Genomic DNA, 15,121 nt, shown 5'->3' with positions numbered 1-15,121 from the left:
CGAAAGCTCAACGCGCTCCAACGCCACAGCCCTCGTAGATCCGGCGCAGCTGGGCATCGATGATTTCCGGGCTGCGCGTCGCCGCGATGTGCTCCTGGCCCCGCAGCCCGTCTCGCTCCGCCAAAGCGGGGTCGCGCAGGTACCGGCCGATCGCCGCTGCTAGCGCCGGCGCATCGCCGACGGGCACGAGCATCCGCGGGTCCGAAGCGATTTCGGCCGTACCCCCGACCGGGGTGGCCACAAACGGTCGCGCACCGGCCAGGGCTTCGGTGAGGATCATCGGCATTCCCTCGGCCGTCGACGGCAGGACCACCACGCGAACGGACCGGAGCAGGTCCCGGATCCCGTCCGGGTGTACCGGCCCCTCGACGGACAGGCGTTCGATGGGGGGCGGCGTGTAGTCGTCGATGGGACCGACGATCCGACAACGCCCTTCGACGCCCTCGGCGACCAGCAGGCGCCAGGCGGCGACGAGGGTGTCGACCCCTTTGCGGTGGCCGATGGTGCCCGCAAAGAGCGCCACGGGTGGTGTCGCGCCGGCTCCGGGCGCGTCCCGATCGATCGGGATCGGGTTCGCTACCACCGACGTCGGCACCGCCGGCGCCACCGCCGCGACGGCGGCACGCGCTTGCTCCGACAGGACGATCACATGGTCGGCATGGCGCAACGTGGCTCCCACGAAGCGGGGGCGCGACCCGGCGAACTCCGGGAAGTCGGCGCCGTGGATGGTGACCACCACCCGGAGGCCGCGTGCTCGCGCCAGTCGGATCAACGGTCCTTCCCGTAGCCACGCTCCCCCGTTGGCCAAGTGGAAGTGCACGATGGTCGCCCGCGGCGCCCGCGCGAGCGCGACACCCGCGCGCGCCGTGAGAAGCAGGCTTCTCAGGTGGTGGCGCCCGTTCCACGTCGACAGGACCCGGATGTCGTCGGCGCCGATCTGGTTGTCGCGGATGACCCGAATCACCGACTGGGTCCCGCCGAAGCTGTACATGCCGGGTCCCACATGGATGACCGCGACCATCAGTTCGGCCCTGGCGCGGCGGCCGGGCCGGGGGCGTCGAGAGCCGCGTCGCCCGCGCGGCGCGGCAGGTTCGCGAACCCCATCGCCGATCCCAGGGCGAGTCCCAACGCCAGTGCGTGCGACTGCATCTCCGGAAGCGGCCAGACGGCGGATATCGCGAGCAGGGCGGCGCAGACCGCGGCGCTGATCTTCGCCGGTGCCGAGGCGCGGCGCAGCGCGCGGACGATCGGTGTCCCCGCGAACCATACGAACGCCGCCATCCCGACGGCGCCGGCCTTGGCCAGCCACCACTGGTAGAACAGGTGAGAGTAGGTGGGGCCCAACACCCACGGGAAGGCGTTGGGATCGTTTCCGGACGGCAGCTGATACGCGTAGCCCAGGCCGTGGCCGAATAGCGGCGCCTGCGCGATCGCGTCGTTGAGCCGGGCATTTTCGCGCAGACGGTCCAGTGTCGATTCGTCGGTGGCGAGCGCGCTCGCCGAAATCCCGCCGAACACCCGCTGATTGAACGCGGTGAACTGATCGCTGAGCCAGGCGCCGGCGTGCGTTTGCTGAAGCAGGAACAGCGACCCCGGCACCGTCACCGCGAAGACCGCCGCGCTGATCGTGACGACGACGGCCGTGCGCCGCAACGCATGCCAGCCGAAACTGGCGAGGAACGCCACCACGGCCGCCACCGCGACGGCGATCAGGGTGTTGCGGGCGAAGGCCAGCAGCGAGATGACCAGCGACGGCGGGGCCAACGCGAGAATCGTTGCGAGCCTGACCTTGCCGATGATCGAGGCGGCGACGAGCGCGGCCAGCACGGCGGTGGCCGGCGTCTGGGTGGACAAGACGATGCGAAGGGCCTGGCTGGCGCCCGTCGCCCCCTCCAGGCTTTCGGCCCTTCCCGCCAGCCGGATCGCATGCAACGAGCTGACAATCGTCATGAAAGCCGAGAACCACAGCGTCACAGCCATGACCCGGATCGCAAACTTCAGGTAGCCGCCGTAGACGACGAACAGCCCCAACACGAAACCGATGACCATTTCGATCAGGGTCGCCGACTCCAGCATCACCATGGTGGCCTGGTGTCCACGCAGAAACCCGATGACGGTGTAGACCACCACCGTGAACACGAACATCGCGGCCAACAGGAAATCGGTGAATCGTGGTCTCACGATCGGGATCAGGTAGCAGATCGCTAGCACGGCGGCCACGTGGAACGCGTAAATGGCCACGGGCCCAATGACTTTGCCGATGTGCAAACCCTCGGGCAGCGCCGCGAACGCCAGGAACAGGGTGACGCCTACCATCCCTTCCGGCTTCACCCAGTACACCACCAGGCAGAACAGCGCGGCGATCAGCAGCGCTCCCTCGGTGGTTCGGCGCACCGAGAGCACGCCGAACACGAAGCACCCGAACAGAAACACCGCGAGCAGAGCGCCATCGACCGCGAGGCGATGGCGACTCGGCAGGTAGGGAATCACGCCGGTCTGCTGACCTTCGACCGGTAGGTCTTCGCCGCGGCGCGGACGTGGATGGACGGCCTGGCGTCGGTCAGGACGGTGCCGACGACCTGTGCGCCGGCCGAACGCAGGGCGGTCAGCGCATCCTCGAGCTCGTCGAACGTGGTCCGGCGCGCCCGCACGACCAGCACCGTGGCCTGCACGGCACCCGAAAGCAGGCCGGCGTCGGCGGTGGCCAGCACGGGCGGACCGTCCACCACGATCCGGTCGAACCGCGACGACAGGTCCTGCAGCACCCGGTCGACCGTCTCCGGCAGGTAGGCGCTGCATGGCAGCGTCTCGCGGCGGACGGACCGGGACGCGAGGATGAAGAGCTTCGACAGCGGAGTCGGCTTGACGGCTTCCGCGGCGATTTCGGGGTTCGCCAGCACGTTGCCCAGCCCCTCCCCCGATTCGACTTTCAGCAGCCCGGCGATCACCGGCCGTCGAGTATCGCCCTCGGCGAGCAGGACGTCTTCGCCGATTTCGGCGAGGGCCAGCGACAGGTTCACCGCCGTCGTTGTCGTTCCTTCGCCGCCGAACGGTGCCACCACCAGCACCCGGCGGCCGTCCGGCCCGATCGCCCTGAGCAGCCGGGCGCGCAGGCCTCGTACCGCGTCGTCGAGCGTCGGGTCGGCGCCGAACCGCAACGGACTGCCACGCTTACCGGGCAGCTGCGCGAGCGTCGGTAAGCCGGAGAGTTGCTCGAGTTTCTCGCGGGTGCGCACGGTGCGATCGCTCGCCTCGCGGGTCAGCGCCACCGCGATGCCCAGCAGTATCCCGGCCACAAAGCCCATCAGCATGTTGCGCATCGGCACCGGCGACACCGGATGCTCGGGAACCCGCGGCTGCTCCACCACCCTCGCCCGGCCCACCGGCAGCGTTTTTGCTGCCGGGCCGGTCACCGGGCCGGGCGCTTCCGTGGGCGGGGCGGGCTCGCCCGTGTCGGGCCGCGGTCCCGCGGTCACCGGCACGTCCCGACCGTTCGGGCCCGGGTTCGCGCCCAGCGTCGGGATGATCGCGGCGAACTGGTTGGCCATAGCTCCCGCCAGCGCGGCGGCACGCGCCGGATCCGTGTCCCGGACGATGATTGTGAACAGCATCGACTTCGCGGTGTACTTCACCTGCGTTTGGCTCACCAGGGCATCGGGGTTGATCGGGACCTGAAGCTGGCTCACGGCGCGCTCGGCCACGGTGCGTCCGCCGGCGATCTGGGCATAGGACGACAGGCGTTCCTGGGCCGTCAGCGTGCCGTTGTACAGCTCGGTCAGGTCGGTGGCGCCAGGGAAGGAAATGAGGATCGTGGCCGCCGACTGGTAGTGCTTGGTCTGCAGGGCGGTGACGGCGGCGGCGCCGATGGTGCACGCCAGCAGGGCGCCCATCGCGAGCTTCCAGTGCGCACCGAGAATCCGGACAAAGGTACGGAAATCCATCGGCTGATCACCTTTCTAACGGCCGCAGCGCCTAAGAGCATACCTTTGGTCGCCCGATCGGCGTCCCCGCAAACCCTTCACATTATGCAGCATGGCCAGGCCGGGTCGTGACCTTCCCATTTCTCACCCTTTCCCCCACCCACCCCTCTGTCGCCCTTCGGCGGCCTCCGTCCCGCGTCCGGGACCGATTGTGGGGGCGGCCGGCACTATCGGGCGGCAGAACTCGGCTGATCGCGCGGGATGTCGAGCGTCGCTATCGGGTACGAGCCGGAGCCGTCGCGGCCGTCGCGCGCCAAATGGAGCGGCGGATAGTCCACCACGTGCGACGCGCCGGGCTTGTGCTGCCGCCAATCGACGGACGCGCGCAGCGTGTAATGGCCCGGCGCCAGCCCCGTCAGATCGACCGTCACCGACTCGATCGACGACACGGCGGCCGGCTGGTCCCCGGCGTTGGCTCCGGATTGCTGGACCAGGGTCTTCAGCGACACGTGCGCGGGCAGCGCCCGGACCACCGCACCCGAGAAGTCCACCAGCCGATAACTCGGCACCCAGTTCTCGACGGCGGCGGCGCTGCCGTAATTGGTCCAAGCCACCGATATGGTCGCCGCCCCGTCGCGCACGGATTGCGATCCCGCCCGGGCTTCCACCGAATACCGATAGCCGGCCGAAACGTTGGCCTGGGCCCACAGCAGATACAGCGCCGGATTCATCGGGGTGGTGGAACCGGCGTCCGCGAAGTTGTAGCTCGAGGTCATCGAGACGTGGTAGCGCACCACGTCGCGCAGGGCCTTTTCGTAGTACGACCGTGGATCCGTGCCGGGCGGCAACTGGCACCACTCGGTGATCACCAGCGCCGAGGTCAGCCGGTCTTTGAGCCGGCCGACGAGCGGATCCTTCGACCGCACGTAGTGCGAGCCCTCCGCCTCGGCCCAGGTGGGCAGCGGCGCCAGCACGCCCAAACAGTCCGAACGGATGCCGACCGGCGCGGACAGCTTCCTCGTGACGTCGTCGGCAAGCAGCTGGCGGACAATTTCGGGGTTCAGCGGGGTGACGACCACCTGGGTATGGGGAAAGGCGTCGACGTTCGCCGCAACGAGCCGCCGGATGGACGCGGCGGTAATGCTCTGGTCACGAAACTGGCTGTAGTAACCGAGTTTCGCGACGCTGTCGTCCGGCGCCGGGCCCGGGGCGCCCAGCTCGTCACGCAGATACGCGATGTGGTTCTCGCTGAAATCCCCGTAGCCGGAGAACTCGAACACGCTGAGCCGCTCGTCACCGTCGTAACGGCGGCCCAGGGCGGCGAGCAGCTGGGCGAAGGCGTCCAGGTACCGTTGATCATTCCAGTTCGGCACCACTTGCGTCGGTGCGGCAGGCCACCAATATCGTTGCCGACCAACCAGATTCGTGGCGGCGGAGCGCATCCAATCGGGTATGGCGATGTTGGTGTTGTCGGGATAGTTGGCGTCGCAACAAGAGTGGTAGGCGACCACGCGCAGCGTCAGCCGCATGTTGCGCCCGCTCGCCTTCGCTAGCGCGTCATCGATCGCACCGAAGTCGAACCTGCGATCGTCGCCGGCGTCCGGGGGCAGCGTGCTCGGGTCGGTCGGCTGCAGCTGCCGCCACGTGACACGCAGGCTGGCGTCATACGAGGCGGGCCAGGGTGGGTACCGCCGCTGCGCGGGATTGGCCTGCGGGAACAGCGGCATCATCAGGTCCTCGTACTGGCCACGCAGCGGGTTGGACACCTCTTGGACACCCGGCGGTATGGGCGGGCTCGCCACCGCCACCAGGGGGCCGGGGTCCGCTCGATGGGCGCACCCGGCCAACAGCAGCACCGCGCACCCGATCACGGCCGCCAGCGACGCCAGGCGCCGGAAGTGGTTCATTGGTTTTGGTCCGAATCATTCGGGATATCGAGCGTGGCAATGGGATACGAACCCGACCCGTCGCGGCCGTCCCGGGCCAGCGCCATGGGCGCGTAGTTCACCACCCGCGAGGCGCCCGGCTTGTGCTGTTGCCAGTCGACGGCCGCGCGCAGCGTGTAGTGCCCGGGCGCCAGGCCGGTGACGTCGACGTGCACGGGCTCCGTCGTCGACTCCGGAACCGCCTCGTCGCGCGATTGGCTGGAGTCGTCGTGGACCAGTGTCCGGAGGTTTACCGACGAGGGGAGGTTCCGGACCACGGCCCCCGAGAAATCCACCAGCCGGTAACCGGGCGCCCAGTGCTCGGTCGCCGCCGCCGAGCCGTAGTTGGTCCAGACGACGGAGATCGTCGCCGTCGAACCCTGGAGCGATTGCGACCCCGGTTTGGCCTCCGCCGAGTAGCGGTAGCCGGCGAAGATGTTGGCGTGGGACCACAGCGAATACAGCTTCGGATCCATCGCCGAACCCGCGTCGCGGTCCGGGAAGCCGGTGCTCGACGTCATCGACACGTGGTACCGGATGACGTCGTGCAGGCCCTTTTCGTAATACGTCCGGGGATCGGTGCCGTCGGGCGGCCGGCACCACTCGGTGATCACGGGGGCCGATGACAACCGCTGCTTGATCGCGTTGACGACGGGATCGTTGAACCGCACGAAGTGCGAGTCGGCGGATTCCGCCCAGGCCGGCAGCGGCGCCTGGACCCCCAGGCAGTCCGCGCGGATGCCGACCGGCCCGGACAATCGGTGGGTCACCTCGTCGGCAAGCAACTCGCGCACGATCTCCGGGTTCTGTGGCGTCACGACCAGCTGGGTGTGCGGGAACGCGTTCACGTTGGCGGCGACGAGCTGCCGAATGGAGGCGATGGTGATGCTCTGATCGCGGAACTGGCTGTAGTAGCCGAGGTTGGCGACGCTGTCGTCCGGCGCCGGGCCCGGCGCGCCCAACACGTCGCGGAGGTACTCGATGTGGTTTTCGCTCGCGTCGCCGTACCCGGAGAACTCGAAGACACTAAGTCGCTCGTCGGTGTCGTAGCGGCGACCGAGCGCGGCGAGCAGCTGGCCGAAAGCGTTGAGGTAGCCGGGGTCGTTCCAGTTCGGGACGACCTGCGCGGCCGCCGGCGCACGGCCATTGGGCGGGGCGGGATAGGTGGTGGCTGCCGACCGCATCCAGTCGGGGATGGCGATGTTCGTGTTGTCGGCGCGGGAGTCGCCGCAGCAGGAGCTGTAGGCGTAGACGCGCAGGGTCAGCCGCATGTTGCGGTCCGCCAGCTTCGTCAGCGCGTCGTCGATCGCGCTGAAATCGAATTTGCGATCGTCCGGGGCATCCGGCGGCAGCGTGCGGGGGTCGGTCGGCTGCAGCTGCCGCCACGAGACGCGGATGCTCGCATCGTCGGACGCGGGCCACGCCGGATACCGCTGTTGCGCCGGATTACCCTGCGGGAAAAGCGGATCCAGCAAGTCTTCGTACTGTCCGCGCAGCGGATTGGGAATCTCCTGCGCGGTCGGCGGTATGGCCGGGAAGACCATCGCCGACAGCGGCCCGGGATTGGGGTGGCCGCCGCATCCGCTCAGCAGCACCACCTGCAGTAACGCAGCGGCCAGCACGGCTTTCCTCAATAGGCGGGGCATCGTCACCGGGACTAGATCGCGCCTGACGACAATGCCTCGCGGTCGGCGAGGAATGGCATCGGCATCCAGCGCGCGGCGAGCAGAGCTTCCATGGCGTCGCTGGGGACGGGGCGGGACAGCAGGAAACCTTGCGCCCGGTGACAGCCGTGCTGCATCAAAGTCAGTGCCGCGGCCGGGGTTTCGACACCCTCGGCGACCAGTTGCAGACCGAACGCCTCGGCGAGACCGATGATGGCGCGAACGATGGCGAGATCGCTGGCATTGTTGCCCAGGTCGCGCACGAAGCCGGTGTCGATCTTCAGCGCGTCGACCGGCAGCGACTTCAGGTGCGACAGGACCGCATACCCGGTGCCGAAGTCGTCGATGGCCAGCTGAACCCCGACGTCCTTGAGCTCTCCCAACGTTTTCCGCGTGGTTTCGATGTCGTGCACCACCGCACGTTCGGTGATCTCCAGGCAGACCGATCCGGCGTCGATGCCGAACTCGTCGATGGTGTCGGCGACGCTGCGGACGAAGCCCCGGGTGATCAGCTGCACGGGTGACACGTTGATGCGCAGGGTGGCACCCAGACCCACGCCGTTCGATCGCCAGCGGCTGAATTCGGCGCAGGCGCTGCGCATCACCCACCGGCCCAGCTCCCCGGCGAGGTTGGTCGACTCGGCCACCCCGATGAACGAGTCCGGCAGCAGCAGGCCCCAGATGGGATGCCGCCAACGGACCAGCGCCTCGGCCGCCACGACCGCGCCGGTCCACAGGTCCACCTCGGGCAGGTAGTGCAGCAGCAGCGCCTCGCTGTCGATGTCGCCCTGCAGATGCAGCTCGATGTCGTTGCGAAAGGCGCTCTTCAGGGACATGTCGTCGGTAGACATCGCGACCTGGTTGCCGCCGGCGCGCTTGGCGGTCAGGACCGCCTCGTCGGCCCGGCGCAACAGGTCGGTGCCGTTGTCCCGGCCCGGCATGCCGACCGTCAGCCCGATGCTCACGGTGCGCGTGATCATATGGCCGCCGATGGCCAGCCGCTCGCGCAGCATCGTCCCCAGCCGCCGGGCGAACGACTCGGCCGTCGCGGTCGTCATGGGCTGGTCGGGGACCACGACGAACTCGTCGCCGCCGACCCGGGCGATCATGCTCTCACTGCCGGCGCACGTCCGGAGCCGCTGCGCGAAGACCCTGATCAACCAGTCGCCGGCCGTATGGCCCAGGTAATCGTTGATCGGCTTCAGCCGATCCAGGTCCAGGTAGAGGACGGCGACGGGTCCGGGGTTGCCCGGGGTGAGCCGCTCGCTCAGGTGCGCCACCAGCGCCCGCCGGTTGTGCAGGCCGGTCAGGTCGTCATGCTCGGCCAGGTACCGCAGCTTCTCCTCGGCCGCGATGCGGGCCTCGAGCTGGGCGAACAGGGCGGCGACCACCTCGAGCGTGTTGATCTCTTCCTGTCGCCACCTTCGCGCGCCGGTCTTGACGAAGCCGAGCACGCCGGTGGTCACGTCACCCGAGACCAGCGGCGCGACGGCCACCGACGGCGGGGCCTCGCCCCTGCCCTTGCCCGTCCAGCGCAGGAGGGGTCGGTGCGGCTGGCCCGGCCGGACGATGACCGGCTTTCTGCCGTGCTCGCACTCGGCGAGCACCGGGTCGGCGCTGGTGAAGTGGACGACGGCCAGCGGGTCCGGGTCCAGCGGCTCTTCGCGCGGCGGCCACTCGGCGACGAGGACCGAGGCCCGGACGTCGTGGTCATGGTGACGCAGAAAACTTGCGTCCAGATCGAACTGCTCGACGAGCTGCGCCAAGACCCGTTCGCTAACCCGCGCTGCGGTGGCCCCGGTGGCTTCCATGAGCTGGGTGGCCACGGAGGTGACGACGAGATCCAGGCTGCGCGGCACGGGCTCCTCCCAGGTGGGCCACAGGTCCCCGGCTGGGCGCCCGGCCCAATCAGGCGGATGGTCGTCTTCACGGTCTTTCGCGGATGTCCGGCGGGCAGCCCTCGCCGGGGGACATGCCCCGAACCGGTGTAGCGCAGCCTAGCACCCGGCCTCCGGCGCGACGGACTTCAAGAGGGCCACGGCGAGCCCGCACGGTGCAGTGAGGCGAGTCACATCCGCGTCGCGACTGTCACGCCCGCGGGGCGCGCGGTGTCTCAAGGGCACACACCCCGAGAGAGTAGGAGAGAGCAATGACCGAGGTGGCCCCAAGAACTCACGTCGTCGTGGTCGGCGGGGGGTATGCCGGAACGCTGGCCGCCAACCGGCTACGGCAGAATCCGGACATCGACATCACGCTGGTGAACCCTCGGCCGGTATTCGTCGAGCGAATTCGCCTGCACCAGTTGGTCGCCGACACCGGCGCCGCGACGGCCGACTACGAGTCGTTGCTCGCCGACGGGATCCGGCTGGTGGTCGACGCGGTCGACCACCTCACGACCGCCGGCCGGCGCGTCGTACTCGGATCGGGCGCCGAGCTGGCCTACGACTACCTCGTCTACGCCGTCGGCAGCACCGGCGCGGTGCCAGTGGCGATCCCCGGTGCGGTCGAATTCGCGCACCGGGTGACGGATCTCGAGAGCGCGGAGCGGCTCCGGCACGCCTTGGCCGACTTGCCGCCGCGAGCCCCGGTCGGCGTGGTCGGCGGCGGGCTGACCGGCATCGAGACGGCCGCCGAGCTGGCCGGACGGGGACGCGCGGTCACCCTGATCTGCGGGGGCATGCTCGGCCCGTCGCTGAGCGACCGGGGCCGCCGTTCGGTGGCCAAGCGGCTGCGCAGGCTCGGCGTCAACGTGCTCGAGTCCGTCGCCGCAGGCGAGGTGCGCTCCGACGCGGTCGTGCTCAGCGACGGCGGGGTGTTGCCGAGCGCGGTCACCGTGTGGACCGCCGGGTTCACGGTGCCCGACCTGGCCACTCGGAGCGGGCTGCACACCGACGACCTCGGCCGGCTGCTCACCGACGAGACACTCACCAGCGTCGACGACGGCCGGATCGTCGCCGCGGGCGACGCCGCGGCGCCGTCGGGCCGGCCCCTGCGGATGAGCTGCCAGGCCGCCGGGCCGCTGGGCGCCCAGGCCGCCGACACCGTGCTGAGCCGCATCGCCGGAAAGACGCCGGCGGCACTGAACCAGGCGTTCGTCGGCCAATGCATCAGCTTGGGCCGCTCCGACGGCGCCGTCCAACTCGCCCACACCGACGACACCCCAATGAACCTCCTGGTGGGAGGACGCGTCGCCGCCTCGCTCAAGGAGGCGATCTGCAAGGGCACCCTGTGGTCCATTCGGCGGGAGGCGACCAAGCCGGGCTCCTATTTCTGGCTGAAGGGCGGCAACCGGGCCGCGCGGCTGCCGGACGACCGGGAGGCCGCCCTCCGGTGAAGATGAAGCCGCCCGGCGACGAGCACGCGCAACGGTTCACCGTATTGCGCCCGTTGCTGTTCACCATCGCCTACGAGATCCTTGGCTCCGCGACCGAGGCCGACGACGTGCTGCAGGACAGCTACCTGCGGTGGTCGGCGGTCGACCTGGCGTCGGTGCGCGACACCAAGTCCTACCTGGCCCAGCTGGTCACCCGTCACGCACTCAACGCGCTGCGCGCCGGTGCCCGGCGCCGCGAGGAGTACGTCGGGCCGTGGCTCCCGGAGCCACTGCTCCTCGACGAGCGGGACCCGTCGGCCGACGTCGTCCTCGCGGAATCGGTCTCCATGGCGATGCTCGTCCTGCTCGAGACGCTCAGCCCCGACGAACGGGCGGTGTTCGTCCTGCGCGAGGTGTTCGCTTTCGACTACGGCGAGATCGCCGACGCGGTGGGTAAGCCGGCGCAGACCGTGCGGCAGGTCGCGCACCGGGCCCGCGAGCATGTGCGGGCCCGGCGCAAACGATTCGACGCGACGGACCCGCAACGCAACGCAGAAATCACCGCGCGGTTCCTGCATACGGCCGCCGACGGCGACGTGGAGGCGTTGATGACCATGCTCGCCCCGGACGCGACCTGGACGGCCGACAGCGGCGGCAAGGTCAGCGCCGCCCGCAGGCCCGTCGTCGGCGCCGCGCGGGTGGCCGCCGCCGTCGCCGGGCTGCTGCGCAAGGCCGGGCCGGACCTGCGCCTGGAGATGGTGACCTGCAACAGCGCCCCGGCGGTGCTGTTCATGCTCGACGGGCACCTCGAGGGGGTGGTGACCGTCGAGATCGTCGGCGACAAGATCACCAACTTCTACGTGACCCGCAACCCGGACAAGCTGACCAACCTGGCGGCGGCGCGCGACATCAGCCGCGGCTGAGGCCGGCGCCCGGCGTGCGGAAATCCCGCGCTCTGTCAAGCTGAGGCGGTGCGAATCGACCGGCTTGGTGACCTCGGCGCGGCGCCGGCGGTGCTGCGTGCCGTCGGCGCCGCGACCAACCGGCTCGGCCTCCCCCCGCCGGCGGCCCTGACGGGCGAGTGGTTCGGCGCGCTGGCGGTCATCGCCCCCAGCCTGGCGGTGCGGCCGGTGAGCGTCGACGACGTTTTCGCCGTCGCCCCGGCCCCCGCTGCGAAGACCCCCTACATCGACGCGGTGGGGGGCGGCTGGTTCGGTTACCTCTCCTATCCGGATCCGGCCGCGGACGGGCAGCCCGCCCGGATTCCCGCGGCCGCCGGCGGCTGGACGGACTGCGTGCTGCGCCGAGACGCGGCCGGCAACTGGTGGTACGAAAGCCTGTCCGGTGCGCCGATGCCGGGCTGGCTCACCACCGCGCTCGCGGCCGGGCCGGCGCCGGGGCGCGAATGCCGGATCGACTGGGGTACCCCCGACCGCGCGGCCCACCGCGCCGGCGTGCTCGCCTGCCTCGAGGCGATCGGGGCGGGCGAGGTCTACCAGGCGTGCGTCTGCACCCAGCTCACCGGGACCGTCACCGGCGCGCCGCTCGATTTCTTCGCCGACGGGATCGCCAAGACGTCCCCGGCCCGGGCGGCCTACCTGGCCGGACCCTGGGGCGCCGTGGCCTCGCTGTCACCAGAACTGTTCCTGCGGCGGCGCGGGGCGGTCGTCACCTCCAGCCCGATCAAGGGCACCCTGCCGCTGGACGCCCGGCCGTCGGCGCTGCGGGCCTCGACGAAGGATGTCGCGGAGAACATCATGATCGTGGACCTCGTCCGCAACGACCTGGGCCGGGTCGCGGTCACCGGCACGGTCACCGTGCCCGAGCTGTTAGTGGTGCGGCGGGCACCCGGCGTGTGGCATCTGGTGTCGACGGTGTCGGCGCAGGTTCCCCTCGAACTGCCGACGTCGGCGCTGCTCAACGCGTCGTTTCCGCCGGCGTCGGTGACCGGAACGCCCAAGACGCGGGCCCGCCAACTCATCTCGCAGTGGGAGCTGGACCGACGCGGGGTGTATTGCGGCACGATCGGTTTGGCGTCCCCGCTGGCGGGATGCGAACTCAACGTCGCCATCCGCACCGTCGAATTCGACGCCGCCGGGAACGCCGTGCTGGGCGTGGGCGGCGGGATCACCGCCGATTCCGACCCCGACGCCGAATGGGCCGAGTGCCTGCACAAGGCGTCCCCGATCGTCGGGGCGAGGTGCATCGCGACCGCGGGCTCACCCGGTTGACGGCCGTTTCCGATCAAATCGCCGGGCGGCAACCTCGGCGTCATTTGGGCTGGCCAGCGGCCGGAATCGTGGCGATCCGGGGTGACCGGATTCCGGAATAACGGCCGCATCACCGCCAGGTTGCGCTTAAGCTCTGACCAGCGACCCGTGCCGATCACGAGTCGAATGCAAGATGGGGGCTTAGTCATGAGAATCGCTCTCCTTGGCGCCGCGGCATCCGCCCTGGTCGGTGGAACGCTGGCGGTCACGCCGCTGACTTCGGTCAACACGCCGATCACTGCCGGCGGGGCGTGCGGTGGCGCAAAGTGCGAGCGGGTGGCTTCCGTCCTCATGCCCGAGACGCCGAAGCCGGCCGGCGACCTGGTGTCGCCGGCGCCGACACCGTTCACCCCGGCGGCCAACGTGACACCCCCCACACCTCCCGGGGGCCCCTCGGCCGGAGTCGCCGCCGGTCCCAGCTTCGTGGGCGGTGGCGGTGGCGGCGGTGCAGCCCCGGCCGCCGGCGGTAGCTCGGTACCGCTCGGCGGAGTGGAGGACCCCGGCCTGCTGGGCCTGCCCGACGCGGCCGCTCTCGGCATGCTGGACCCCAACGTGCTCCTGCCGAGCGTGCTCGGCGCCGCCGCGGTCCCCTACGGGGCGAACGCGGCGTTCTCGATCGTCAACGGCGTCGTGGGCGTCGGCGGCACGGTGGTCGGTGTGGCCAGCAGTGCCGTCGGCACGGTGACCAGCGCCGCCATCGCGATCGCCTACCTGCAGCAGATCGGTTTCTTGCCGAAGAACCTCGGCGTCAGCCTGCCGACGGTGGGCCTGCCTGGAGTGGGCCTGCCCACGCTGGCCGCGGCCGCGGCCATGCCCGGTCTGCCCGCGGTGGGTTTGCCCGCCCTGCCCGCGGTGAGCCTGCCCGGTGTCCCGGCGGTTGGCCTGCCCGCGTTGCCAGGCGTCGGTCTTCCGAGCTTGCCGGGTCTGCCCGGGCTGCCGGGAGTTCCGGGGCTGCCGGGTATCGACCCCACGATCCTGGCCGCGGCGGCGCTCCCGATGATCGCGTCCGGCGCGCCGGGTCTGCCGGCACTGCCGCCGCCGCCCGCACTTCCGGCCTTCCCCGTCGGGCTGCCGGCGCTGCCGCCGCCGCCCGCGTTACCGGCGTTGCCGCCGCCGGCGCTTCCGTCGCTACCGAACCCGCTGAACCTCCCCCACTTCTGACGGGCGCTCACTCGCGGCGTGACTGCAGGATCGCGTCGTAGAGCTGCCGCGATCGCACGCCGGGATGCGCGGCGGCGACCTCGCCGCAGGCGTCCTTGACGCGCGCCCCCGCCGCCACCAGGGTCTCCACCCGGGCCACCAGGGACGGCAGGTCCGTGCGCGGCGTCGCCCCGGCCAGCACGACCGTGATCTCGCCGAGCACGCCGTCGGCGGCCCAGGCCGCGAGTTCGTCGAGCGACCCGCGCACCACCTCCTCGTGCACCTTGGTCAGTTCCCGGCATACCGCGACCCGGCGCGTCCCGCCAAGTTCCTCGACGGCGTCGCGCAGGCATGCGTCCAACCGGCGCGGTGATTCGAAGAACACGCACGTCCGCGGCTCGTCGGCCAGCGACGCCAGCCACGTCCTGCGCGCGGACTTCTTGCGCGGCGCGAACCCCTCGAAGCAAAACCGGTCCGACGGCATGCCGGAGACGGCGAGCGCCGTCGTCACGGCGGACGGACCGGGCAGGCACTGGACCGGCAGGCCGGCATTCACGCAGCCCGCGACCAGCCGGTAGCCCGGGTCGCTGATCAGCGGCATCCCGGCGTCGCTGACCACCAGCACGGTCGCACCGGCGCGGACCGCATCGACCAGGGGCTCCACCCGGTCGGCCTCGACGCTGTCGAAGAGGCTGACCACCCGGCCCGAGACCCGCACCTCAAGCGCCTTGGCCAGCGTCCGGAGGCGCCGGGTGTCCTCGGCGGCCACCACATCGGCACGGGCGAGGGCGTCGACGAGACGCGGCGAGGCGTCCAACGGCTGGCCCAACGGGGTCGCGCCCAGCAATAGGCGGCCAGAGGTCATGACGGACAGCCTACGATCGACGTG

The 15,121-nt window shown here is 70.5% G+C and carries 11 protein-coding genes; 4 read left to right on the top strand and 7 right to left on the bottom strand.

Annotated elements, in window-relative coordinates; translation table 11 throughout:
* Positions 1–7: 7 nt before the first annotated feature.
* The 6 genes from SKC42_RS23025 to SKC42_RS23000 all read right to left on the bottom strand — a co-directional run bounded on the left by SKC42_RS23025 (position 8) and on the right by SKC42_RS23000 (position 9,368).
* Positions 8–1,021 carry a glycosyltransferase family 4 protein gene (locus SKC42_RS23025; protein ID WP_330966569.1) on the bottom strand — a complete coding sequence of 338 codons (1,014 nt, stop codon included), beginning with the start codon at positions 1,019–1,021 and terminating at the stop codon, positions 8–10.
* Positions 1,021–2,490: an O-antigen ligase family protein gene (locus tag SKC42_RS23020; protein WP_330966568.1), complete on the bottom strand. Its 1,470-nt coding sequence runs from the start codon at positions 2,488–2,490 to the stop codon at positions 1,021–1,023. The genes SKC42_RS23025 and SKC42_RS23020 overlap by 1 nt, the downstream gene beginning before the upstream one ends.
* Positions 2,487–3,941: an AAA family ATPase gene (locus SKC42_RS23015; protein ID WP_330966567.1), complete on the bottom strand. Its 1,455-nt coding sequence runs from the start codon at positions 3,939–3,941 to the stop codon at positions 2,487–2,489. The genes SKC42_RS23020 and SKC42_RS23015 overlap by 4 nt, the downstream gene beginning before the upstream one ends.
* 206 nt (positions 3,942–4,147) lie before the next feature.
* Positions 4,148–5,827 (bottom strand): hypothetical protein, encoded by a 1,680-nt coding sequence (locus SKC42_RS23010; RefSeq protein WP_330966566.1) that lies wholly within the window; start codon positions 5,825–5,827, stop codon positions 4,148–4,150.
* Positions 5,824–7,491: a hypothetical protein gene (locus SKC42_RS23005; protein WP_330966565.1), complete on the bottom strand. Its 1,668-nt coding sequence runs from the start codon at positions 7,489–7,491 to the stop codon at positions 5,824–5,826. The genes SKC42_RS23010 and SKC42_RS23005 overlap by 4 nt, the downstream gene beginning before the upstream one ends.
* A gap of 11 nt (positions 7,492–7,502) precedes the next feature.
* Positions 7,503–9,368: a putative bifunctional diguanylate cyclase/phosphodiesterase gene (locus tag SKC42_RS23000; RefSeq protein ID WP_330966564.1), complete on the bottom strand. Its 1,866-nt coding sequence runs from the start codon at positions 9,366–9,368 to the stop codon at positions 7,503–7,505.
* A 290-nt stretch (positions 9,369–9,658) separates the two neighbouring features.
* Here SKC42_RS23000 and SKC42_RS22995 point away from each other — a divergent pair, with 290 nt between their 5' ends.
* From SKC42_RS22995 to SKC42_RS22980, 4 genes are all read left to right on the top strand, one after another.
* Positions 9,659–10,843: an NAD(P)/FAD-dependent oxidoreductase gene (locus SKC42_RS22995; protein WP_330966563.1), complete on the top strand. Its 1,185-nt coding sequence runs from the start codon at positions 9,659–9,661 to the stop codon at positions 10,841–10,843.
* Between the two features lie 2 nt (positions 10,844–10,845).
* Positions 10,846–11,745 carry an RNA polymerase sigma-70 factor gene (locus SKC42_RS22990; RefSeq protein WP_330966611.1) on the top strand — a complete coding sequence of 300 codons (900 nt, stop codon included), beginning with the start codon at positions 10,846–10,848 and terminating at the stop codon, positions 11,743–11,745.
* Positions 11,746–11,793: 48 nt separating this feature from the next.
* Positions 11,794–13,053 (top strand): aminodeoxychorismate synthase component I, encoded by a 1,260-nt coding sequence (locus tag SKC42_RS22985; protein WP_330966562.1) that lies wholly within the window; start codon positions 11,794–11,796, stop codon positions 13,051–13,053.
* A 186-nt stretch (positions 13,054–13,239) separates the two neighbouring features.
* Entirely contained in the window at positions 13,240–14,253 is a 1,014-nt protein-coding gene (locus SKC42_RS22980) for a hypothetical protein (RefSeq protein WP_330966561.1), read from the top strand.
* A gap of 7 nt (positions 14,254–14,260) precedes the next feature.
* Here the strand turns inward: SKC42_RS22980 and rsmI are convergent, their stop codons facing one another.
* Complete coding sequence (gene rsmI, locus SKC42_RS22975) at positions 14,261–15,097, bottom strand: 16S rRNA (cytidine(1402)-2'-O)-methyltransferase (protein WP_330966560.1); 837 nt, start codon at positions 15,095–15,097, stop codon at positions 14,261–14,263.
* Positions 15,098–15,121 lie beyond the last annotated feature (24 nt).

The sequence above is a fragment of the Mycobacterium sp. 050134 genome, assembly GCF_036409085.1.
Taxonomy (GTDB): Bacteria; Actinomycetota; Actinomycetes; order Mycobacteriales; family Mycobacteriaceae; genus Mycobacterium.
The sequence above is the reverse complement of the archived record's forward strand: the minus strand, read 5'-3'. Positions and strand labels throughout refer to the sequence as shown.